18 protein-coding genes and 2 pseudogenes are annotated in these 21,520 nt (G+C 63.0%); 7 read left to right on the plus strand and 13 right to left on the minus strand.

Features of this window, described 5'->3' with window-relative positions:
* Window positions 1-66: 66 nt before the first annotated feature.
* From CE_RS08735 to CE_RS08755, 5 genes are all read left to right on the plus strand, one after another.
* The gene (locus CE_RS08735; protein ID WP_011075594.1) at window positions 67-450 is read left to right on the plus strand and encodes a hypothetical protein; all 384 of its coding nucleotides are present in this window, start codon (window positions 67-69) and stop codon (window positions 448-450) included.
* Between the two features lie 3 nt (window positions 451-453).
* Complete coding sequence (locus CE_RS08740; RefSeq protein WP_006767756.1) at window positions 454-1,701, plus strand: tyrosinase family protein; 1,248 nt, start codon at window positions 454-456, stop codon at window positions 1,699-1,701.
* Window positions 1,702-1,792: 91 nt separating this feature from the next.
* A complete protein-coding gene (locus tag CE_RS08745) occupies window positions 1,793-2,521 on the plus strand; it encodes a CBS domain-containing protein (RefSeq protein ID WP_006767757.1) in 729 nt (242 codons plus the stop codon).
* Between the two features lie 70 nt (window positions 2,522-2,591).
* The gene (locus CE_RS08750; RefSeq protein ID WP_006767758.1) at window positions 2,592-3,713 is read left to right on the plus strand and encodes an LLM class flavin-dependent oxidoreductase; all 1,122 of its coding nucleotides are present in this window, start codon (window positions 2,592-2,594) and stop codon (window positions 3,711-3,713) included.
* Window positions 3,714-3,735: 22 nt separating this feature from the next.
* Complete coding sequence (locus CE_RS08755; RefSeq protein ID WP_006767759.1) at window positions 3,736-4,413, plus strand: FMN reductase; 678 nt, start codon at window positions 3,736-3,738, stop codon at window positions 4,411-4,413.
* 237 nt (window positions 4,414-4,650) lie between these two features.
* Here CE_RS08755 and CE_RS08760 read toward each other — a convergent pair.
* The 5 genes and pseudogenes from CE_RS08760 to CE_RS08780 all read right to left on the minus strand — a co-directional run.
* Window positions 4,651-5,271, minus strand: a pseudogene (locus CE_RS08760) (IS4-like element ISCef4 family transposase); the annotation flags it as partial.
* A 94-nt stretch (window positions 5,272-5,365) separates the two neighbouring features.
* The gene (locus CE_RS08765) at window positions 5,366-6,619 is read right to left on the minus strand and encodes an IS256 family transposase (protein ID WP_011075333.1); all 1,254 of its coding nucleotides are present in this window, start codon (window positions 6,617-6,619) and stop codon (window positions 5,366-5,368) included.
* Window positions 6,620-6,740: 121 nt separating this feature from the next.
* Window positions 6,741-7,343 (minus strand): annotated as a pseudogene (locus tag CE_RS08770) (IS4-like element ISCef4 family transposase); the annotation flags it as partial.
* Window positions 7,344-7,381: 38 nt separating this feature from the next.
* Entirely contained in the window at window positions 7,382-8,671 is a 1,290-nt protein-coding gene (gene hisS, locus CE_RS08775) for a histidine--tRNA ligase (protein WP_006767760.1), read from the minus strand.
* A 45-nt stretch (window positions 8,672-8,716) separates the two neighbouring features.
* Window positions 8,717-9,361, minus strand: a complete 645-nt coding sequence (locus CE_RS08780; protein ID WP_006767761.1) for an MBL fold metallo-hydrolase — start codon at window positions 9,359-9,361, stop codon at window positions 8,717-8,719.
* A 124-nt stretch (window positions 9,362-9,485) separates the two neighbouring features.
* On the opposite strand from CE_RS08780, the gene CE_RS08785 reads away from it, so the two are divergent.
* Window positions 9,486-10,334, plus strand: a complete 849-nt coding sequence (locus CE_RS08785) for a peptidylprolyl isomerase (protein WP_006767762.1) — start codon at window positions 9,486-9,488, stop codon at window positions 10,332-10,334.
* 439 nt (window positions 10,335-10,773) lie between these two features.
* Window positions 10,774-11,115, plus strand: a complete 342-nt coding sequence (locus CE_RS08790; RefSeq protein ID WP_006767763.1) for a hypothetical protein — start codon at window positions 10,774-10,776, stop codon at window positions 11,113-11,115.
* A 163-nt stretch (window positions 11,116-11,278) separates the two neighbouring features.
* On the opposite strand, the gene CE_RS08795 is transcribed toward CE_RS08790, so the two are convergent.
* The 8 genes from CE_RS08795 to ruvA form a co-directional block, all read right to left on the minus strand.
* Window positions 11,279-13,564 carry a RelA/SpoT family protein gene (locus CE_RS08795; RefSeq protein ID WP_006767764.1) on the minus strand — a complete coding sequence of 762 codons (2,286 nt, stop codon included), beginning with the start codon at window positions 13,562-13,564 and terminating at the stop codon, window positions 11,279-11,281.
* A gap of 24 nt (window positions 13,565-13,588) precedes the next feature.
* Entirely contained in the window at window positions 13,589-14,167 is a 579-nt protein-coding gene (locus tag CE_RS08800; protein ID WP_006767765.1) for an adenine phosphoribosyltransferase, read from the minus strand.
* 18 nt (window positions 14,168-14,185) lie between these two features.
* Window positions 14,186-15,733: an ABC transporter substrate-binding protein gene (locus CE_RS08805; protein ID WP_006767766.1), complete on the minus strand. Its 1,548-nt coding sequence runs from the start codon at window positions 15,731-15,733 to the stop codon at window positions 14,186-14,188.
* Window positions 15,734-15,917: 184 nt separating this feature from the next.
* A complete protein-coding gene (gene secF, locus CE_RS08810) occupies window positions 15,918-17,054 on the minus strand; it encodes a protein translocase subunit SecF (RefSeq protein WP_006767767.1) in 1,137 nt (378 codons plus the stop codon).
* Between the two features lie 3 nt (window positions 17,055-17,057).
* Window positions 17,058-18,932 carry a protein translocase subunit SecD gene (gene secD, locus CE_RS08815; protein ID WP_035108830.1) on the minus strand — a complete coding sequence of 625 codons (1,875 nt, stop codon included), beginning with the start codon at window positions 18,930-18,932 and terminating at the stop codon, window positions 17,058-17,060.
* A 388-nt stretch (window positions 18,933-19,320) separates the two neighbouring features.
* The gene (gene yajC, locus CE_RS08820) at window positions 19,321-19,734 is read right to left on the minus strand and encodes a preprotein translocase subunit YajC (RefSeq protein ID WP_006767769.1); all 414 of its coding nucleotides are present in this window, start codon (window positions 19,732-19,734) and stop codon (window positions 19,321-19,323) included.
* Window positions 19,735-19,784: 50 nt separating this feature from the next.
* Entirely contained in the window at window positions 19,785-20,876 is a 1,092-nt protein-coding gene (ruvB, locus tag CE_RS08825; protein WP_006767770.1) for a Holliday junction branch migration DNA helicase RuvB, read from the minus strand.
* A gap of 21 nt (window positions 20,877-20,897) precedes the next feature.
* A complete protein-coding gene (gene ruvA / locus CE_RS08830; protein WP_006767771.1) occupies window positions 20,898-21,512 on the minus strand; it encodes a Holliday junction branch migration protein RuvA in 615 nt (204 codons plus the stop codon).
* Window positions 21,513-21,520 lie beyond the last annotated feature (8 nt).

Below are 21,520 nucleotides of genomic sequence, written 5' to 3' on the forward strand. Positions count from 1 at the left end.
GGATCGGAGTAGCAGATCTATTGTAAGAGGTGGGGGTGTTTCCTAGGCTGGGGTGGTGAGGGTCACATGCCAGCACTCGATCCTCATGCACCACCTCCGTTGAAGCACCAGAAGGATCGGGAGGCCACCATGAAGGACACCCACGGCGGACACGACGATGCCCCACCCCCCAGACCACCGCGGCGGGAATCATACCGATCCCGTGATATCCAGGTGGATATCACCGAAGATGAGGACGGGATCTCCCTGGAACTGGACGGCACCCCGGTCGAGGTCGCCTACGTCAATGGGAAGTACTACTCCCCCACAGCCCATATGTACGTGGAGTTCGACACCCTGGACGAGGTCGTGGATCAGCTCATCAGGACCAGTGACGAGTACTGGCAGCTCCACCCGCCCGAGGACGGGGACCCCAACCCCCACCACCGCAGTCCGGGGACGGGAGAGTGAACCGTGCACATCAGGCAGAACATCTACGCACTCACCGATGAGCAGCTGGAGCGGTTTCAGGATGCGGTGAACGGGATCAAGGCGGATGGTACCTACGACCATTTCACCGAACAGCACCACCACTCCATGCACGAGGCCACCGTGTTCCCCTGGGAATCAGGCGGGCACCTGTTGCGGAACTCGGCCCACCGCGGTCCGGCGTTCCTGCCATGGCACCGTTATTACTGTCGGGAATTCGAACTGGCCCTGCAGGAGAAGGATCCATCGGTGCCCCTGCCCTACTGGGACTGGGCCGCTGATTCCGCCGCCGGGGCCGCCGCACCATTGTGGAACACTGATCCGGACCGTGGCCGCATCTACATCGGCGGCAATGGTACCGGCCCCGATTCCACCGTGAACACCGGCCCGTTCGCCGGGTGGGAGGTCCTGGTGGAATGGGGCATGGGGTTCACCCGGCGCCCCGGCGGGTTGAGGCGCCAGTTGGGCCTGGCGGTGCCCACGCTTCCGACCCCGGATGAGGTGACGGCCTGCATCACCGATCTGCCGGTGTATGACACCGACCCGTGGCACCCGGGCAGTGCGGACAGTTTTCGTAATCAGCTGGAGGGATGGCCCAACGGGCCCGCGATGCACAACCGGGTCCACGTGTGGGTTGGTGGCGACATGGGGCCGGGCACCTCCCCGAATGATCCGGTGTTCTACCTGCACCACGCTTTCGTCGACCTGATCTGGGCCCGCTGGCAGCAGACCCACGCCGGGGGTTATCTCCCGGATGGGCAGGGGCCTCCGGGACACAATCTCCACGATGAGATGGCTTATCTGGACTCGACCTCACCCACCCCCGCGAACTGCCTGGATTACCGCCATTCCATGGGCTATATCTACGACACGGATCCGCCCACGGTGCAGCAGATGACCTCTGCCCTCGACTTCACCAATGTGATGGCCGGGGATGTGGAACGCCGCTACGCGCTCTTTCATGCCAGGGCGGCACAACCCGTCACCTTCGAGGTGCTGCCCACCCGTGGGTTACAGGCACCCTATTCCCTCTTCCACACCGAACCGACGATCATCCACGAACCGGTGGTGGACAACCGCCCCTACGATGAGGTGCGCATCTGGTTCGCGTTCACCGCCGACCTGACACCAGGGCCCGCACCCGCCGGGTCCGCGCAGGTCCGGTGCAGGGAAACCGATGAGATCTTCGAGATCTCCCTGACCGGGTCCACGAGGGAGCTGAGCGTTCGATAGCTTGACGACGCCCCCGACCCCGCCACGGGGCGCGTCGGGGTGGGGTGCTCGCGGCGTCGAGAAGCGTGGGCCGTGGCTACAGTGGGTGGATATGAGCGCCCGTGATGACACCCCCGCCGATCCGGCAGTCGCCTTCCTGGCTTCTTTCAATGACATTGAGGCCCACCTGCGTTCCCAGCTGAATGCGAAACGGTCGGATAGTTTCCGGTGGATGGTCCGCCTCGCTGAGAAGAAACACCTGATCTCCGCGCAGCAGTCGGAGGCTCTGGATGCGTTCGCGGAACTGCGCAATGCCATCAGTCACGGCCCCTACAACAATCTGCGCCCGATCGCCGACCCCCGGCCCGACACGGTGGCCATGATCCAGCACATCAGGGATCTCCTCCTGGACCCGCCGGTGGCGCTGGAGGTGCTGTCCCATCAGACGGTGCGCTCGCTGCAGGTCGGGGATCCGATCGCCGCCGCCCTGAAGATCATCCGGACCACCGAGATCTCCCAGTTCCCCGTCTATGACGGTGGTTCCTATGTGGCGCTGCTGACCACCAACACGATCGCCCGGTGGGTGGCCGCCGATCTCTCCGACAATTCCATCCTGGATGCCTCCACCGTGGCCGAGGTGCTCGATTACGCCGAAACGTCTGATTCCGCCGTGTTCATGCCACGGACCGCCACCGCCCAGGAGGTCATCGATGTGATGACGGGACCGGAGCTTCCCTGGTCGGTGATCGTGACCGAGCATGGGAAGCCGAGCCAGAAGCCACTACGCCTGATCAGTGGCCGGGATATGCGCAGTCTCATCGAGCTGGTGGAGCTGCGATAGTTGCATGACGTGACAACAAAAGCTATTTTGATGATATATCAACAAAATTATTGACCAGTTAGGACCAACCATGCAGTTCGGCATCTTCACCATCGGTGATGTAACCACCGACCCCACCAACGGCACCACCCCAACCGAGGGTGAGCGCATCCGGGCCATGACCCAGATCGCGCTCAAGGCCGAGGAGGTCGGCCTTGATGTCTTCGCCACGGGCGAGCACCACAACCCACCGTTCGTCCCCTCCTCCCCCACCACCCACCTCGCCTATATCGCCGCACAGACCACCAACCTGCTGCTCTCCACCGCCACCACCCTGATCACCACCAACGATCCGGTGAAGATCGCCGAGGACTACGCCTTCCTCCAGCACCTCTCCGGTGGTCGCGTGGATCTGATGATGGGCCGTGGCAACACCGGGCCGGTCTACCCGTGGTTCGGCAAGGACATCCGCCAGGGCATTCCCCTGGCGATCGAGAACTACCACCTGCTGCGTCGCCTGTGGCGCGAGGACGTGGTGAACTGGCAGGGCAAGTTCCGCACCCCGCTGCAGGGCTACACCTCCACCCCGGCACCCCTCGACGGCGTGGCACCATTTGTCTGGCACGGTTCCATCCGCTCCACCGAGATCGCCGAGCAGGCCGCCTTCTACGGTGACGGTTTCTTCCACAACAACATCTTCTGGAACAAGGAACACACCGCCCAGATGGTCAACCTCTACCGCCAGCGTTTCGAGTACTACGGCCACGGACGCGCCGACCAGGCCACCGTCGGCCTGGGTGGTCAGGTGTTCATCGGGGATACGGAGTCCCAGGCCAAGGACTTCTTCCGCCCCTACTTCGACAACGCACCGGTCTACGGCCACGGCCCCTCCATGGAGGATTTCACCCGCATGACCCCGTTGACCGTGGGCACCGCGGAGCAGGTGATCGAGCGCACCATGGAATTCGCCGACTGGGTGGGCGACTACCAGCGTCAGCTCTTCCTCATCGACCACGCCGGACTCCCCCTCGAGGTCGTCCTCGACCAGATCGAGCGCCTTGGCCGGGATGTGGTCCCTGAGGTCCGCCGCCGCATGGAGGAACGTCGCCCCGACCACGTTCCCTCCGACCCACCGACCCACCGCACCCTGCTGGGGAACCCGGAGCACCCACACTTCCACATCAGCCCCGGCCAGCCAGCAGACGCGGAATAGACGCAGAATAGAGGTTCACCCCATGCGCACACTCACCGTGGTCACCGCGGGTCTGTCCAACCCGTCGACAACCCGCTCCGTGGCCGACCAGCTCACCAATGCCGTGGAGGCGGCCATCACCGCCCGCGGGGAGTCCGTGGACATCGAGGTCATCGAGATCCGCGATCTCATCTTCGATCTGGCCACCGCCTTCACCAGTGCTGGAATGAGCTCCCCCGCCCTTGATGCCGCGAAGGAGCGACTGGCGCACTCCGACGGTCTCATCGCCGTCACCCCGGTCTTCACCGCCAGCTACTCAGGCATCTTCAAGATGTTCTTCGACGCCCTGGATCCGAAGACCATCGTGGGTCTGCCCACCCTCATCGCGGCCTCCGCCGGCACTGAACGCCACTCCCTGGTGCTCGACCACGCGATCCGCCCGATGTTCAACTACCTGCGTGCCGTGGTCGTGCCCACCGGTGTGTTCGCCGCGACCGCCGATTTCGGTACCGAGGCGGGCGTGGAGTTCGAGCGTCGCGTCAACCGGGCGGCCGGGGAACTCGCCACCCTCATGCTCCAGGATTACGGCAGCGTGCAGGGCCTGGGTGGGGCCACCGCCAACCAGGATGCCGACCTGTCCTACCGCCGCACCGGGGTCACCCCGGGTGAGGGTTTCACCTCATTCGCGGACCTGCTCAAGGGTCACGACGGCGGGCAGTAGCGCCCGGCGGTTCGTCGACAAGCGCGCTGTTAGGCCCAATACCGTTAAGTTAGTGGTGGGATGACGGTGACCACTGGGCCGAGTGGCCGACCACAATGATGGGATCGTTTCACCGGCTATTTCGACATCTTTCGTTTAATCACCCGCGGATTCTTCCGCCTTCGTCGCGGTGGGTTGAGGTACCTGGCCAGCCAAGACGCTGCCTGATCCCATAAACTTCGGGCGGTGTGCGGGTCGTCAGGGGGGAAAAGAGCCCTGGATCACCGAACGACGGGTAAGCTTCAAGGCCTTAACAAATGACACCCGCACCGGAGGGTGCTCACTGGCAGTGGCCGCATCAGCCATCAGTGTCCTGATCGCGTAGTGGCAGCACAGATGCCCCCAGATCTCCTGACGCACCAACTCCGGGGACTTTGACCGCAACACCCTTTCTCGTCCACGCTGATGGGTTTTCAACTCATCGAAAGTGTTCTCGATCTCCCACCGGGTGTGATACGCCGCGATCAGATCCTCCACCGACACCTCATCAGGATCCAACAAGGTGGTCAACAACCGATGCTGCTGGTCGACAATGCCAGCCTCATCGTCACCGGTATCGATGTGGTAGTCCACCACCCGCACCATCCTTGGGGCAACCTGCCGCCACCCCGGCCCATTGCTCGGGGTAATCGTGGCCAACCATGTTCCATCCTCCAGGGTTCGCACATGGTGTGGTTTCACATTGTTCCGGATCCGCCACACCAGATCCGCACCACGGTCCTGGGCGGTAGCCCACCGGTGGAAACTATAAAACCCCCGATCAGCGACCAGTACTGAGCCTGGATCCAGCCGGTCGATCAGTTCATCAGCCAGGGTCGTGGTCAAGTCCGCGGGAGTGGTGTATCTGCCCTTTCGATAAAACAAGCAGCGTAACGACCTCACGGACCATCACGAGCTAAATACTGACCCTGGCTCATGCCACATCCTTCCGGATGATCTCAGAAGTAATATCGTCCGAATCGATGATGTTCGCCGTCATCATCGCCCTGGTCTGCTCCAAACTGGTCAACGACATGTACCGCTTCTGCTGAATCCAATCATCATGCTGTTCCGCCAGGACAGCCCCGACCAGGCGCACGACAGCATCACGGTTGGGGAAGATGCCGACGACATCGGTGCGCCGGCGGATCTCGCGATTGAGCCTCTCGGTGGGGTTATTCGACCAGACCTTGGTCCACACACTCTTGGGCGCGTTCGTGAATGCCAGCAGCTCATCAAGAGCTTCCTCCAGGTAATCGGCCACATCCGGGAACTTCTGCTCACAAAAGGCCACGACCTCACGGGCCTGACCCCACACCGATTGTGCATCCGGCTGCTGGAAGATGGTGTGGAACATCGCCGATAACGTTGGCCATTGTGTTTTCGATACCATCCCGTACAAGTTCTTGGAAAAGTGCGTGCGACACCGTTGCCACGAGGCATTCGGCAGGACCTCACCGATGGCGTGCTGAATTCCCAGGTGGGCATCACTGGTGACCAAATAGACCTCGTTGAGCCCGCGGGCTTTGAGGTCCCGGAAGAACCCGGTCCACGATGCCACGGACTCGGCTGTGGCGACTTGCATACCAAGTAATTCCCGATAGCCCTCGGCATTGACACCGGTAGCCAGCAGGACAGAGGTTTTCACCACTCGGCCGCCTTCACGCACCTTCATGGTCAGGGCGTCGCAGGAAACATAGAGGTAGGGGCCGGTATCAAGGGGTCTGGTGCGGAACTCTTCGACCATCTGATCAAGGTCTTTGGCCATGTCTGACACCTGGGACTTTGAGAGATTGTTGATCCCTAAGGTGGCGACCAGGTCGTTCATCCTGCGGGTGGACACACCTTTGAGGTAGCAGGTGGCGATCACGGTGGTCAGGGCTCGTTCAGCCCGGGTGCGGCGTTCCAACAGCCAGTCGGGGAAGAACGATCCGGTGCGTAGTTTCGGGACCGCGACGTCGATGGTGCCCACGCGGGTGTCGAAGTCGCGGTGGCGGTATCCGTTGCGGGTGTTCACCCGGTCCTGAGACACGGTGGCGTAGTCGGCGCCGCACACCTGGTCGGCTTGGGTGGACAGGATCTGGTTGATGAAGCCCTGGAGCATCTCTCGCATGAGATCGGGGGATGCTTGGGCGAGCAATTCGTCGAGGTAGGTGGTGGGGTCGATAGAATAGGGTCCAGCGGCCATCGTGGGTTGTCCTTTCGAGGATATGTAGGAGTTGAGCCGAAAGGTACCTGCGGTGGTCGCCCACGTCGTTCATGGGGTCGTCACCGGCAGTTACAGATACACCACGCTAATGGACTCCACCCAGGGTCGTTTCCCCGGTGCCCAGCCCGCCGATGACCGCGTCCAGGATCGCATGTGATCCACATTCCGCGATCGCCACGACACGGGCCTGCGGGTACCCGGCCTGACCACGTCCGGTGCCGGGACGCCCGAAATGCTCGACATTGGCTGGCGTATCCGGGACATCCAAGGTGGTGCCATCAACAGCCAACAGGCGTTTGCCCGCCAGCCAGGCCCCCTCCCACCCCGGCCGGGCCAATGGTTGGGCAACACGGGCAAACAACGCTGCCATCGGTTCATGTCCCAGCCTGACCCTGGCCTGGAAAATCGCGGAGCGTGACGGAGCAGGTACTGCCTGTTCCTCCCACCTGCAGGCCCAGGACAGTCCATCGGTGAGATCGGCGTAGATATCCTCATAGGATCCATCGGAGTTCAAAGCCATTGTGATGGTGTAATACACCATTACCCGGGAGGGCAGGATGCGGGATCGTTGCTGGGTACGACCGGCCTGCGCGACGACCTCGTCCACGACATCGGCCGGAAACACCCGGGTGAGCAGGCCCACCGAGATTAAATCCGATAACCGACGATCAGTATCAGGTTGTGTCCGTCCATGTCGAGGCATAGCACAACACTACACCCACTAACTTAACGGCATTGCTGTTAGGCCAGCTTCGCCCGCAGGGCGGAGACCACCTCGGACAGGGCGATGTCCTGCTGGTCGTGGGCGCGCATGTCCTTGACCGCGACGGTGCCGTTGTCCAGCTCGTTCTCGCCGAGCACCAGGGTGTAGAGCGAGCCTGAGCGGTCCGCACCCTTCATCGCACCCTTGAGGCCACGGTCACCATAGGACATGTCCGCGCTGATACCGGCGGCACGCAGATCGTTGATGATGCCAGCCATGGCCTTCTTCGCGGCCTGGCCGAGGGGCACACCGTAGACATCCACGCGGCGTTCCTGGCCGACGGTCACGCCTTCAGCCTCGAGCGCCAGGATGGTGCGGTCCACACCCAGGCCGTAGCCGATGCCGGAGAGGTCCTGGCCGCCGAGCTGAGCCATGAGACCGTCGTAACGCCCGCCGCCACCGATGCCGGACTGCGCGCCGAGGCCGTCATGGATGAACTCGAAGGTGGTCTTTGTGTAGTAGTCAAGGCCACGGACCATACGTGGGTTGATCTCATAGGGCACACCCATGTCATCAAGCAGACCGGTGACGGTCTCGAAGTGGGTACGGCACCCATCATCGAGGTGATCGAGCATGAGCGGTGCATCCGCGGTCATCTCACGGACCTCGGCACGCTTGTCGTCGAGCACCCGCAACGGGTTGATCTCGGCGCGTCGGCGGGTCTCCTCGTCCAGGGGCAGGTTGAGGAGGAAGTCCTGGAGCTTCTGACGGTAGGCGGGACGGCAGTTGCTGTCACCCAGGCTGGTCAGCTCGAGGCGGAAACCGGTCAGGCCCAGGGAACGGTAGCTGCGGTCGGCCAGCGCGATGATCTCCGCGTCCAGGGCCGGGTCGTCGACGCCGATGGCCTCCACACCGACCTGCTGGAGCTGACGGTAACGACCCGCCTGGGGTCGCTCGTAGCGGAAGAAGGGACCGGCATAGTTGAGCTTGACCGGCAGCTGACCGCGATCAAGACTGTGCTCGATGACCGCACGCATGACACCGGCGGTGCCCTCCGGGCGCAGCGTCACGGAACGTTCACCGCGGTCGGCGAAGGTGTACATCTCCTTGCTCACCACATCGGTGGACTCACCCACACCACGGGCGAACAACCCGGTCTCCTCGAAGATCGGCAGCTCGATATGCTCGAAACCCGCCAGGTGCGCCTGGGTGATGAACGCATCACGGACGGCGACAAACGCCGCCGAGCGTGGCGGTGCATAATCCGGGACACCCTTCGGCGCGGAGAACGGCTGGATCTTCTCGGTTCTGGTGTTCTTATCAGTCACGGTTGCTAACGATACCTTTTCATTTCGGTCTGGTCGGAAGCAGGATCAGTTTGGGCGCAGCGCACGCAGGAACGGGTTACCCATCCGTTCCGCACGCATGGTGGTGGTGGGACCGTGCCCGGGCAGGATCTGCAGGGCATCATCCAACCCGAGGACAACAGTGCGCAGGGAGCGGGTCATGGCCTCCTCATCGGCGAACTCGAAATCAGTGCGGCCGATGGACCCCTTGAACAGCACATCACCGGAGAAGCAGTACTCCCGCCCCACCAGCATGGTGCAGCCGGGTGAGTGTCCCGGCGCGTGGCGGAGGGTGAATTCCTCGCCCGCCAGGGTGATGGTCTCCCCGTCGACGAGATCGATGGTGGACTCCGGGGAGAGCATGTTGTCGGCGTCGAAGAGCATGGCGGTGCGGGTGCCGCTGCCCTTGTAGGCCTCCAGGAAGAACACATCATCGGGGTGGATGTAGACCGGTGCGTTGAAACGCCTGGCGACCACCCCCGCGTCCCGGGTGTGGTCGATGTGACCGTGGGTGAGCACGATCTTGTCCACGGTGAGTTTGTTGGTGGTGATGTACTCCACCAGATCATCGTGGGTGTGCATACCGGGGTCGATGATCGCCACCTCACCGTCACCGACAACGACATAACAGTTGGTCTTGTAGGGACCTGCCGCGAAACCGAGAATCTCCATGGAAGGGAAGTCTAATCCCGACCCCCCAGGTGATCACCATTCAGCACGGTTTCCCCGGGTGGTTAGAATAGGGAGGAATTTTTCATGCACGTACTTTCCAACACGAAAAAAGGGATACAACGCGGTGAGCAATAACAAGGAACGGCGCCAGACGGCACTCTCCCAGCTTGAGAAGGAACTCAAAAGCAGGGACCGCAAGGAGAAGACCAAGCCGATGACCGTTGTGGCCGCCTCCCTGGCGGTCATCCTCCTGGTCGTCGGTGGCATCTGGTACGCAGCAACCCGCGATACCGGTGAGGAGGCCATCACCGCCGATGAGACGACCACCGCCCCGGAGGATCCCACCTACGAGCCGCTGGCGGTCACCCGCACCACCCCACTCGGTAACACCGTCTCCTGCACCTACGAGGAGGCCGGCGAGGCCTCCCGTGAGGTGTCCACCCCGGAGACCGAGGACGTGCCAGCTACCGGAACCGTCACCGTCAATCTGTCCACCAACCAGGGTGAGATCGGTATGGAACTCGACCGGTCCGTCTCCCCGTGCACCGTCAACGCCATCGAGCACTTCGCCGCGGAGGGGTACTACGATGACGTGGTCTGCCACCGCCTGACCACCTCCGGCATCTACGTTCTCCAGTGCGGTGATCCCAGTGGCACCGGTGCGGGCGGCCCGGGATTCCAGTTCGCCAACGAGTACCCCACCGATGAGGCTGCCCAGGAGGATTTGAACACCCCGGTCATCTACGAGCGCGGCACCATCGCCATGGCCAACGCCGGCCAGGACACCAACGGTTCGCAGTTCTTCCTCAACTACGAGGACTCCCCGCTGCCACCGGTCTACACCTACTTCGGTCAGATCACCGAGGAGGGTCTGGCCACCCTCGATGCCATCGCCGAAACCGGCGTGGAGGGTGGTGCCACCGACGGCGCACCTGCAGAGAAAGTGGTCATCGAGACCGCGACGGTGGCCTAAGTCACCAGCTTTACCCCCGGACGCAACCGTCTCCCGACTCCCGGCAGCAATGCCGGCGGGAGGCGGTTTCCTTTATGGGGCGGACATCGTCAGGGGTGGACATCCGATCTGTCCCCTTGCGGTTGCACAGAAGCGGGCGTTTCCGGGCCCCATGCCCCGGGCGACCGGAAAACACCGTCAAACTGGAGAAAGGCTGATCCCATCCTGTTAAATAACCTGGAAGGGACAACCCCGACCAGGGGTGAGCAGACCTGCTGCAGGCGGTCGCCCACCTGTGATTTTCATCAATTAAACCCGCTTTTATGGATGAAAATCCCATGATGCAGAGCTTATATAACATTTCCCCTACTTCCCCATCACAGTTTGCTTGCACCACTCTGGATGCACAGTTAGAGTGAGCACTAGATAACACCGCCCCTCATCACGAAGGACCCAGGACATGAAGATTTTCTCCCGTACCTCCCTGGTCGCGCTTGGTACCGCTGCTGCCGTCGCTGCTTCCGCTTTCACCGCCCCTGCATTCGCAGAGGACGAGGTCAACAACGGTGGCGAGACCACCACCGTGGTCACCAGCACCGAAGCCACCACCACCAGCGCTGCACCTACCGTGACCGAGACTGCCACCCGCACCGTCACCGCAACCCCGAGCACCACCCAGAGTGGCGGCTCCTCCGACATGGACAATGTCAACGACTGGATCAAGATCATCACCGCAGTCATCGGTGCCCTGACCACCGTCCTGACCTTCGCCAGCAACCTGGACCGCTTCATTAACCGCTAGGTCACACCCCGGGGATCATGGTCTCCATCCCTCCCACGCCGTATACCAATCGGTCTGTGGGAGGGATGTTGTCATTGGCGGCCCTGCAGCTCACAGTCGAACAGGTGGAAAAAGGAGGAAGGCGCTGTCATCCCATCCGGGAATGACAGCGCCTTCAGTCCTTCTATCCGCCTGAGGTCACCCGGTAGACATCGAAGACACCCTCCGCATTACGCAACTGGGTCATCAGGGACCCCAGCTGCTTGGTGTCCGAGACCGCGAATGTGAAGCGGACGGTGGCCACACGGTCATCGGAACAGTGGGAGTTCATCGCGGTGACCGATACCTTCTGTTCATTGATCACGCGGGTGAGTTCGAAGAGCAGACCGGCACGGTCGAGAGCCTCCAGCTGCAGCGTCGCGGAGAACACCGAACCCTGCCCCTCCGAGGCCCAGGCCACCTGCACCATGCGTTCGGGTTCCTCGCGGAGTTTCTCCGCGTTGGTGCAGTCGGTGCGGTGCACGGACACACCACCACCACGGGTGACAAAACCGAAGATCTCATCCCCCGGCACCGGCATACAGCATTTGGCCAGCTTGGCCAACACATCGGGACTGCCCTCGACGAGGATCCCGCTCTCATTGTTGCCGGTGGCCGCACGGGATTCCACCAGTTCGCTGAACGGTGTCCGGTCAACCAGGGCGTCCTCGGCATCCTCCTGGTCACCGAAGATCGCCACCAGGCGGTTGACCACATGCTGCGCGGAGACCGAACCCGAACCGATCGCGGTGTAGAGCGCATCCACATCCGAGTAGTGCAGCTCGGTGGCGACCCTCTTCATCGTGGTCGCGGTGAACAACCTGTGCATGGGCAGCCCACCGCGCTGGATCACCGCGGCGAGTGCATCACGGCCAGCCTCCAGGTACTCCTCGCGGCGTTCCTTGGCGAACCACTGGCGGATCTTCGCCTTCGCCCGTGGGGACACCACGAAATCCTGCCAGTCACGGCTCGGTCCGGCGTTGGGATCCTTGGAGGTGAACACCTCCACGCGGTCACCGGATTTCAGCTTGGTCTCCAGGGCGACCAGCTTGCCGTTGATCTTCGCACCGATACACCGGTGGCCGACCTCGGTATGGACCGCGTAGGCGAAGTCAACCGGGGTGGAATCCACCGGGAGGTTGACCACATCGCCCTTGGGGGTGAACACGAAGATCTGCTTGGAGGTCAGGTCATAGCGCAGACTGTCGAGGAACTCATTCGGATCCGCGGCCTCCTTCTGCCAGTCGAGCAACTGGCGCATCCACGCCATCTGATCCACTTCCTCGCGGTCACCGGTGTGTGAGCCCTTGGTCTCCTTGTACCGCCAGTGGGCTGCGATGCCGAATTCCGCATTATAGTGCATCTCATGGGTCCGTGCCTGCACCTCCAGGGGTTTGCCCCCCGGGCCCATGACCGTGGTGTGCAGCGACTTGTACACCCCGAAACGTGGAGCGGAGATGTAATCCTTGAAACGACCCGGCAGCGCATTGAACAACGAGTGGACCACGCCGATGGCGGCGTAGCAGTTATTGACATTGTCCACCAGGATGCGGATGCCCACCAGGTCGAAGATGTCATCGAAGTCGCGGCCCCGCACGATCATCTTCTGGTAGATCGACCAGTAGTGCTTCGGGCGACCGAGCACTTCGGCCGGGATGTTGTTGTCATGCAACCCGGCGGTGACCTGGTCGATGATCTCCTTGAGGTACCTGTCCCGGGAGGGGGAACGGTCAGCGACGAGGCGGACGATCTCCTCGTACTTCTTTGGGTACAGGATGGCGAAGGAGAGATCCTCCAACTCCCACTTGATGCTCGCCATACCCAGACGGTGTGCGAGCGGGGCGATCACCTCCAGGGTCTGACGCGCCTTCTTGGCCTGCTTCTCCGGGGGCAAAAAACGCATGGTGCGCATGTTGTGCAGGCGGTCGGCGACCTTGATCACCAGCACCCGCGGATCCTGGCTCATGGCCACGATCATCTTGCGGATCGTCTCGGCCTCCGCCGCAGCTCCCAGGGCCACCTTGTCGAGCTTGGTCACCCCGTCGACAAGCCTGGCGACCTCCTCCCCGAAATCCCGGGTGAGATCGTCCAGGGAGTAGTCGGTGTCCTCGACCGTGTCATGAAGCAGGGCGGCCACCAGCGTGGTGGTGTCCATGCCGATCTCCGCGGCGATGGTCGCCACGGCGAGGGGATGCGTGATGTAGGGGTCACCGGATTTACGGACCACCCCCTCGTGGAGACGTTCCGCGGTGGAATAGGCCCGTTCAAGCACCGCCCCATCCGCCTTGGGGTGGAACTGCCGGTGGATGCTCAACAGGGGATCCAGCACCGGATTGGTGCGCATCCTCGTACCCGTGAGACTCCTGGCGAGCCTGGCCGACATGCTGCGCACACCTATTGTCGACTTCTGCGGATTACGCTCCAGACTCATTGTTCGTCGCCTTTCTCACTCCCGCTACTGCGGATCCCTGATCACATGGACCGGGATGTCTCCCAGACGTTCCCGACCACCGAGGCCACCGACCTCAATGGCGAGAACATAACCGGTGACATTGCCACCACATGTTTCAATCAGTTTACGTGCTGCCGCGAGTGTCCCGCCGGTGGCGAGCACATCATCGATGAGCACAACCCTCCGACCCTCAAGATCCAACCCCTCCGCGGGCAGCTCCAACGCCGCGGAACCGTACTCCAGGTCATAATCCTGGGTGACCACCGGCGGGGGCAGCTTGCCCTTCTTACGGATGGCGATCACACCGAGACCCAGCTTGTAGGCCACGGCCGAACCCAGAAGGAATCCACGGGCATCCAACCCGCCGATGATCTCGGCCCCGAGCTCCTCGGCGGCCTCCGCCTGTGCATCCACCACAGCGGCGAAGGCCTCGGCATTGGCCAGTACCGGGGTGAGATCCTCGAACAGGACACCCTCTGCAGGGAAATCGTGCACATAGCGGGTGTGCTCGGTGAGGGCGACACGCGCCCTGGCCATGTTGACACTGCCGCTGTCGTTGCCGCTGTCCCTACCGCTATCCATGTCGGTTTCGGTCACTTCTTAGTCCTCACTTCTGGACCAGCGGTCCATGTTCCATCCAATTCCGGAGAGATCCGTATTGACCACCACGTTACCGACAGTGCGGTCAATGACGAACACGCGGGGTTGTGCTGAGAGCGGAATAGAGGGCACCTCGGCCCACAGCTGCTCCTCGGTCTCCCGGGTGGAGATCGGGTCCGAACCGGTGGAGTTCACCGTGGCGAACTCCCGGCTGGGATCCACCGCATGCAACACCGCATCGAGAGAACCCTCGTAATACTGCTCATATCCCCATTCGGTCACCACGGTGCGGCTGAGATCCCTGAGGCTGACCACCTCCTCTGAGGCATCCACCACGGTGATGCCCGCGGGCTCACAACTGGCCCGGATGGCCTCCACCATGGCTGCCTTACGCTCATCGGGTCCGTCGTAACCGATGCGCACGGTGGTCCCGGCGAGCGCCGAGGCTGTACCGATGTCCACCGCCATCTTCCGGGCGGGCAGATCCCCCAGCTGCTGCCCCACGGGGTTCTGTGCGCGCACGGAGTGCACGCCGATCGCGGGGACCTCGATGCCGGAGACGCGTGACGACGCCGCCGCCACCGCCTGCTGGTCAACGCAGGCGGCAAACGCCTGCCGGGCCGGGGCACCGTAGAACACACCGGCTGAAGCGAGCGTGAGCTGCTCGGTGAGCACGCCGATCTCCTTGTAGATGTCATAGGGGTTCATCGGATCATCCCGGTTGACCCAGGTGGCGGTGTCCCCCGATCCGATGTCAGCGATCTGGAGGTTGCCAGCCAGCGCGATCGTCTCCAGATCCGCACCCTTCGGCCACACCACGATCTGGTCCAGTGTCGCGGCATCGCCACTGTAGTGCTCATTGCGCCCCAGGGTCACCTCCCCGAACTCACCGACACCGGTGATCACATACGGGCCCGAGGACACCTGGAGGGCGGGGTCGAAATTCTCCAGGGTGAACCCCTCCGTCCAGATCCTGGCGGGTTCCTCCAACGCCTCCACATCCTCCTCCTGCAGGGCCCGGTTGAGTTCCCCGAGGGTGATCCCAGCCTTCTCCGCGATAGCATGGGCAGGCAACAGCGTGCCCTGATCAAAAAGGTGACGCCACCTGTTGCCGTAATCCTCCTTGAACACCACCGTGGCCGATTTCGAACCGGACTGGCAGTCCACCCGTTCGATCTGGGCGGCCAACGGCACGTGGGAGTCGAACACGCTCGGCATCATGCCGGCCTTGGCTGCAAGGAGAAAATCATCACACACCACCGGCTGACCATCGGAGTAGGTGGCCTCCGGGTTGATGGTGTAGATCACCTGGCGGTTGGCTCCGGGCAACACCTGTGTGGTGGCCAGATCCGTGTTGGGGATCATCTGGCCCGAGGGGCCCTGCACATAGACCGCCGGGTACAGACGGGAGGACAACAGCCCCGCGTCGGTGGCCACCCCGAGGAGCGAGGCGGCATTGGTGGTGGCCAGCGGTGAGTTCAGGGCATACCCGAAGTGGTGCTGCTCATGGGCGGTGGGCTCCTCCACCGTCTCCCCGCAGGCGGTCATCAAAAGGGCACACGCAGACAGCGAAACAGCCACAGGCGCTTTCCTGTTCACCACGTCTTATTCTCCCCGCTCTTCGCCCCGGTTGTTGTCAAGACACCCAAGTATATTGAGCATCTCCCACAACGCATAAATCCCGCCACCTTCACCCGGAAGGGTGATGGTGACGGGATGTGCTGGATGCGGATCAGCTCCGGCCGGGGCGCCAGGTTCCACCCGGCTGGCCGGGTTCCTCCGGGGCAACCGGCTTTGCGACGGTGCGCTTCCCACCGACAGCCGGTGTGAGGACCTCCTCGGCGTCGTCAAGCCTTCCCTCACGGGCCGCGGCGACGGCCTCGTTGTGACGCTTGGTGGCCGCCGAACGGTTCTTCAGCCAGACCAGGATCGGGGTGGCGAGGAACACCGAGGAGAAGGTGCCCTCGATGACACCGATGAGCTGGATGAGGGCCAGGTCCTTCAGGGTGCCCACACCCATCATCCACACCGCCACCACCATCAGCGCGATGATCGGCAGGGCGGAGATGATCGTGGTGGACACCGAACGCATGAACGTCTGGTTGACCGCCAGGTTGGCCTGCTCACCATAGGTCCGGCGGAGCGAGTGTTCATACCCCTCGGTGTTCTCACGCACCTTGTCGAAGACCACGACGGTGTCGTAGATGGAGAAGGTCAGCACGGTCAACAGGCCGATGACCGTGGCCGGAGACACCTCGAAACCGATGACGGCGTAGATACCGGCGATGACCACACCGTCGACAATGAGGGCGGCCATCGCAGCGATGGCCATCTCCCGTTCCAGGCGGATACTGATGTAGATCGCCGCCAGGACGAGGAACACCACCAGGGCGATGATCATGCGCTCGGTGATGGTGGATCCCCATGATTCGGACACCGTGGAATTACCGATCGCATCCGGGGTGGCCACCCCTTCGGAGTTGACCGGTTCGAACTCCTCGTAGAGCGCCAGGCGGGCGGACTCGATCTGATCATCACCGAGACGTTCGGAGTGGATCTCCAGGATGCGGGCGTCACCGGAACCGACGACCTGAACCAGCTCCGGGGTGACCCCGGTGGCCTCGGTGAAGGTCTCCTCCACCGCCTCGGTGGAGTAATCGGCTGCCGGCATGTTCATCTTGGTTCCGCCCTCGAAATCGATGCTGAGGGAGAACCCACGAACGGCGATGAACAGGACGGACAGGATCAGCAGGATGCCGGTGATCCAGTACCAGAGCTTGGACCGGCCGATGAAGTCGATGCCGCCCTCACCGGTGTAGAGGCTGTTGAAGGTGCCCCGGGACTTCTTCTGTGTGTGGATGGTGCTCATGACTTACCTCTGCTCCTTCTCAGTAGAACCGGGGGTGCCGGAGCTGACGGTCGCAGGAGCGGCAACCGTACCGACATGATGCAACTCATCGAGTTCACCGTTGGCACGCAACTCGTCCACCAGCCTGTACACACGGGACATGCCGTTGACAGACGGCTTGGCGAACACCGGCTTGCGGGACGCCAGGATTACCAGGGGTGCGGTGACCAGGAAGGTCACCAGGATGTCGAAGACGGTGGTCAGCCCCAGGGTGAAGGCGAAGCCCTTGACCTCGCCGACAGCCAGGAGATAGATGGCCACGGCACCGATGAGGGTGACCATGTTGCCGGTGACAATGGTGCGCTTGGCGCGCTCCCAGGCGCGCGGGGCGGCGGATCTGAAGGACCTGCCCTCACGCACCTCATCCTTGATGCGCTCGTAGAAGACCACGAAGGAGTCGGCGGTGGTGCCGATACCGATGATCAGACCGGCGATGCCCGCGAGATCGAGGGAATACCCGATCCACCGGCCCAGCAGGATGAGGGATCCGTACACCAGTGCACCGGCCGCGACCAGCGTGAACAGGGAGACGAAGCCGAACACGCGGTAGTAGGCGAAGACGAAGATGGCGACGAGGACGATACCCACGACACCGGCGATGAGACCGGCCTGCAGGGAGGCCGCACCCAGGGAGGGTGGGACCGTGGTGGTCGTGCCACCGCGCTCACCGTTCTCACCGGCGAAACTCAGTGGCAGGGCACCATAACGCAGGTTGTTGGCCAGTTCCGTGGCCTCCTCCTGGGTGAAGTCACCGGTGATGGAGGTGGCGCTGCCCACCGGGGTGGCCGACTGGATCACCGGTGCGGAGATGACCTCGGAATCCAGGGTGATGGCGATCTGCTGCTGGAGGTACTCGTTGGTCAGGGCCGCCCAGGTGGCGGAACCCGATTCCCCCGCACCCGACTTGAAGGCGAAGTTGATCTCCATCTGTCCGGTCTGGGAATTGAACCCACCGGTGATGGGACGATCGGTATCGATCTCATTACCGGTCAGACGGGCACCGTCCTCCTCATCGGTCTCCCCCTGCAGCAGGGGTGCCGGGTCGAGGATGTAGACCCCGCCGCTGGCCCGGTCGCAGGCGACTAGTGGCAGACGTGGGTCATCAGTACCCGCGATCGGGTCCATCTCATCGGGGGTGCACTGCATGAGGGAGCTGGCCGCGATCTGGGTCGTCGGGTCGGTGGACTGACGATCGGTGCGCAGCATCTCGGTGATCTCCTGACGACGCTCCGTGGCCTCGATGGAGTTCGCCGGTTCCGGCATGGGTTCCGCCGTCACCGTGGGTGCCTCACCGGCGGTCTCGGCAGGCTCCTCCCCGGCCTGCTCCGTCTCCACGACCGCGGAGTGCATCTCCGCGAGCGCGGTATTGGCCTCATCCTCGGTGATGACGCCGTATTCAACCCAGCGGTTGGCCATGTCCTCCAGCACAGGCATGAGGGTGGTCATATCCGGCATGCCGGCCTGGCCGACGGGGCGGAACAACAGCTGCGAGGTCTGACCGAGGGCCTGGGCCTGCGCAACATCCTCGCCCGGGACGGTAATCACCAGGGTGTTGCCATCGGCAACCACACTGGCACCGGTGACACCCATGCCGTTGACGCGGTTCTCCAGAATCACGCGCGCCTGGTTGAGCTGATCCTGGGTGGGTTCCTGTCCCTGCGGGACCAGGGTCACACGGGTGCCGCCCTGGAGATCAATTCCGAGTTTCGGCGTGGCCGAACGATCACCTGTAAAAAATACGAGCGCGTAGACGCCGAAGAGAATAAGGACGAAAATCGCAATCGCGCGTTTCGGCCATGCCTCCCAGGCACTAACGGCACTCTTCTTCTGCCGAGCCAAGTATGTCTCCTTAGTGAAATTGATCCATCGGATCCCCATGTCCACCAGGCCCCCGGTCCTACCCGGGATTCCGACCTGCGGATCGGGGAATCGTCATGCCGTTGATGCTGCAGCGGGAGTGGGACCCACGGGGTGGACCACCACCACACGGCGTGGAAGGGTTTTCCGCACGCGCAACCACGATCGGACAAAGTGCGTCATAGAGCGCTTACCGTCGAATATGGTACGCCATCCGGTGGACTTTACCCGGGTGTGCCCCGGTGAATTTGAGCACCCCGGCCCCCGGACCGCTCCCCCGCCCCCGGGGAGATCCGTCAATGCTGCCAACAGCCGGAAAAACGAATACCCCTGTGCATAGAGGACAGCACAGGGGCGCGGGGATGGTGGATCAGCGGGTCTCCGGGGCACCGGAGGGACGGTCATCGCCGTCGACGTCGCCGAAGTTCTCCGGGTGGTTCTGCCCGAGGTCAGGGTTCCAGGCTCCCTGACCGAAAGGATTGGTGGAGGTGTTGTCTACCTGGTCGACGGCCGGGGCGCTACCTGCTGCCGGGGCAACCACACGCACCACGGACATCTTCTCCCAGGAAGTCACCACACCGGGGGCGATCTCCAGGTCCACGAGATCCTCCGATACCGAAACCACAATGGCGTGCAGTCCAGCGGTGGTGACCACCCTGTCACCCGGCTGGAGAGCATCCTGCAGTTTCTGGATCTCAGCCATCTTCGCACGCTGACGACGACTCATGAGGATGGTCGGCAGCGCGAGGATGACCAGAAGGAAGAGAAGTAGAAGAATATCCATAATCAGTGAGTGTGCCAGAATCCATCACGTCATCGCCACCCGGGTTTGTCCTAATAGTCCCCGATTGTCCCCTCGGGCGGTTCCAGACCGAGGTGGCGCCAGGCTGCGGCGGTTGCCACACGGCCCCGACCGGTCCGGGCGATCATGCCGGCGCGCACCAGGTAGGGTTCGCAGACCTCCTCGACGGTTGCGGGTTCCTCACCGACCGCCACCGCGAGGGTGTTCACTCCGACCGGGCCACCTCCGTGTCCACGGACGAGGGCGTCGAGAACGGCCCTGTCGAGCCGGTCCAGGCCCAGTTCGTCGACATCGAAGACGATCAGGGCCGCGTTGGCGGCACCGAGGGTGATATGACCGTCGGCGTGCACCTCCGCGAAGTCACGCACCCGTCGCAACAGCCGGTTGGCAATACGGGGTGTGCCACGTGAACGTGAGGCGATCTCGACCGCTGCATCGGCATCGATGCCCACCTCCAGGATCCGTGCGGTGCGTTTGACCACGCGGGTGAGGTCGGCGACGTCATAGAATTCCATCTGGGCGGTGAAACCGAAACGGTCACGCAGCGGCCCGGTGAGCATACCGGAGCGGGTGGTGGCACCGACCAGGGTGAACGGCGGGATCTCCAGGGGGATGGAGGTGGCGCCGGGGCCCTTGCCCACGATGACATCGATGCGGAAATCCTCCATCGCCATGTAGAGCATCTCCTCCGCGGGGCGTGCTATGCGGTGGATCTCATCGATGAACAGGACATCGCCCTCCATGAGGTTGGACAGCATGGCGGCGAGATCGCCCGCGCGTTCCAGGGCGGGCCCGGAGGTCATGCGCAGGCTGGTGCCCAGTTCCTGGGCGATGATCATCGCCATGGTGGTCTTGCCCAGTCCGGGAGGGCCGGAGAGCAGCACATGGTCCGGCACCACGCCACGCTTCTTCGCCCCGGTGAGCACCAGGCTCAGCTGGTCGCGGACCTTCGGCTGACCGATGAACTCATCAAGGGATCTCGGGCGGAGCGTGACCTCGGCCTCCACATCATCCGGTTGGATGTTGGCATCCACGCTGGTATCCGGGTCCCGTCCGGTTCCACCGTGTCTCCGTGGGGGAATGCCCCCCGGGATCTCAAATTCGGTGCGTTCCACGTCACCCATTTCGGCACTCGCTCCTCTTCCCTATTTCCCGCCGAGTTTGGCCAGGGCGGCACGCAGCGCCGCCGAGGTGTCCAGACCCGGATCGGCCGACAGGACGGCGGCCACCGCATCATCTGCCTGTTTCTCGGTGAAACCCAATCCGGTCAGGGCCTGGGTCACCTGATCCACGACCACGACAGGGGCCACCCCCTGGGTGGGGGCCGTGGGGGCACCGTCATCGACCACGCCCACGGTGTAGGCCGCGACCTTGTCCTTCAGCTCCACGATGAGACGGTCTGCCATGCGTTTACCCACGCCTGGGACACGCTGGAGGGTTTTGGCGTCACCGCCGGCGATCGCCTGGGCGATCTCGAGGGGGGTGAGCACGGATTCACAGGCCAGCGCCAGACGTGGCCCGAGGCCGGTGACGGTCTGCAGCAGCGCGAACATCTCCCGGGACTGGTCATCGATGAACCCGTAGAGTTTCATGGCATCCTCCCGCACGACCATGGTGGTCAGCAGGGTTGCCTCCTCACCGCGCTGCAGGCGGGCGAGGGTGGTGGGTGTGGTGGTCACTTCATAGCCGACCCCCTGGCATTCAATAACCGCCGTCCCCAGCCCAATGCTGATGACGGTTCCGCGCAATGAGGCGATCATGGGGTTTC

Origin of the sequence: Corynebacterium efficiens YS-314, from assembly GCF_000011305.1 — a bacterium.
Classification (GTDB): domain Bacteria; phylum Actinomycetota; class Actinomycetes; order Mycobacteriales; family Mycobacteriaceae; genus Corynebacterium; species Corynebacterium efficiens.

Coding starts and splice junctions, on each gene's coding strand:
- CE_RS08735 (WP_011075594.1), top strand. CDS start 67: ATGCCAGCACTCGATCCTCATGCACCACCTCCGTTGAAGCACCAGAAG.
- CE_RS08745 (WP_006767757.1), top strand. CDS start 1,793: ATGAGCGCCCGTGATGACACCCCCGCCGATCCGGCAGTCGCCTTCCTG.
- CE_RS08750 (WP_006767758.1), top strand. CDS start 2,592: ATGCAGTTCGGCATCTTCACCATCGGTGATGTAACCACCGACCCCACC.
- CE_RS08755 (WP_006767759.1), top strand. CDS start 3,736: ATGCGCACACTCACCGTGGTCACCGCGGGTCTGTCCAACCCGTCGACA.
- CE_RS08765 (WP_011075333.1), bottom strand. CDS start 6,619: ATGGCCGCTGGACCCTATTCTATCGACCCCACCACCTACCTCGACGAA.
- CE_RS08780 (WP_006767761.1), bottom strand. CDS start 9,361: ATGGAGATTCTCGGTTTCGCGGCAGGTCCCTACAAGACCAACTGTTAT.
- CE_RS08790 (WP_006767763.1), top strand. CDS start 10,774: ATGAAGATTTTCTCCCGTACCTCCCTGGTCGCGCTTGGTACCGCTGCT.
- CE_RS08795 (WP_006767764.1), bottom strand. CDS start 13,564: ATGAGTCTGGAGCGTAATCCGCAGAAGTCGACAATAGGTGTGCGCAGC.
- CE_RS08800 (WP_006767765.1), bottom strand. CDS start 14,167: ATGGATAGCGGTAGGGACAGCGGCAACGACAGCGGCAGTGTCAACATG.
- CE_RS08805 (WP_006767766.1), bottom strand. CDS start 15,733: ATGACCGCCTGCGGGGAGACGGTGGAGGAGCCCACCGCCCATGAGCAG.
- secF (WP_006767767.1), bottom strand. CDS start 17,054: ATGAGCACCATCCACACACAGAAGAAGTCCCGGGGCACCTTCAACAGC.
- yajC (WP_006767769.1), bottom strand. CDS start 19,734: ATGGATATTCTTCTACTTCTCTTCCTTCTGGTCATCCTCGCGCTGCCG.
- ruvB (WP_006767770.1), bottom strand. CDS start 20,876: ATGGGTGACGTGGAACGCACCGAATTTGAGATCCCGGGGGGCATTCCC.
- ruvA (WP_006767771.1), bottom strand. CDS start 21,512: ATGATCGCCTCATTGCGCGGAACCGTCATCAGCATTGGGCTGGGGACG.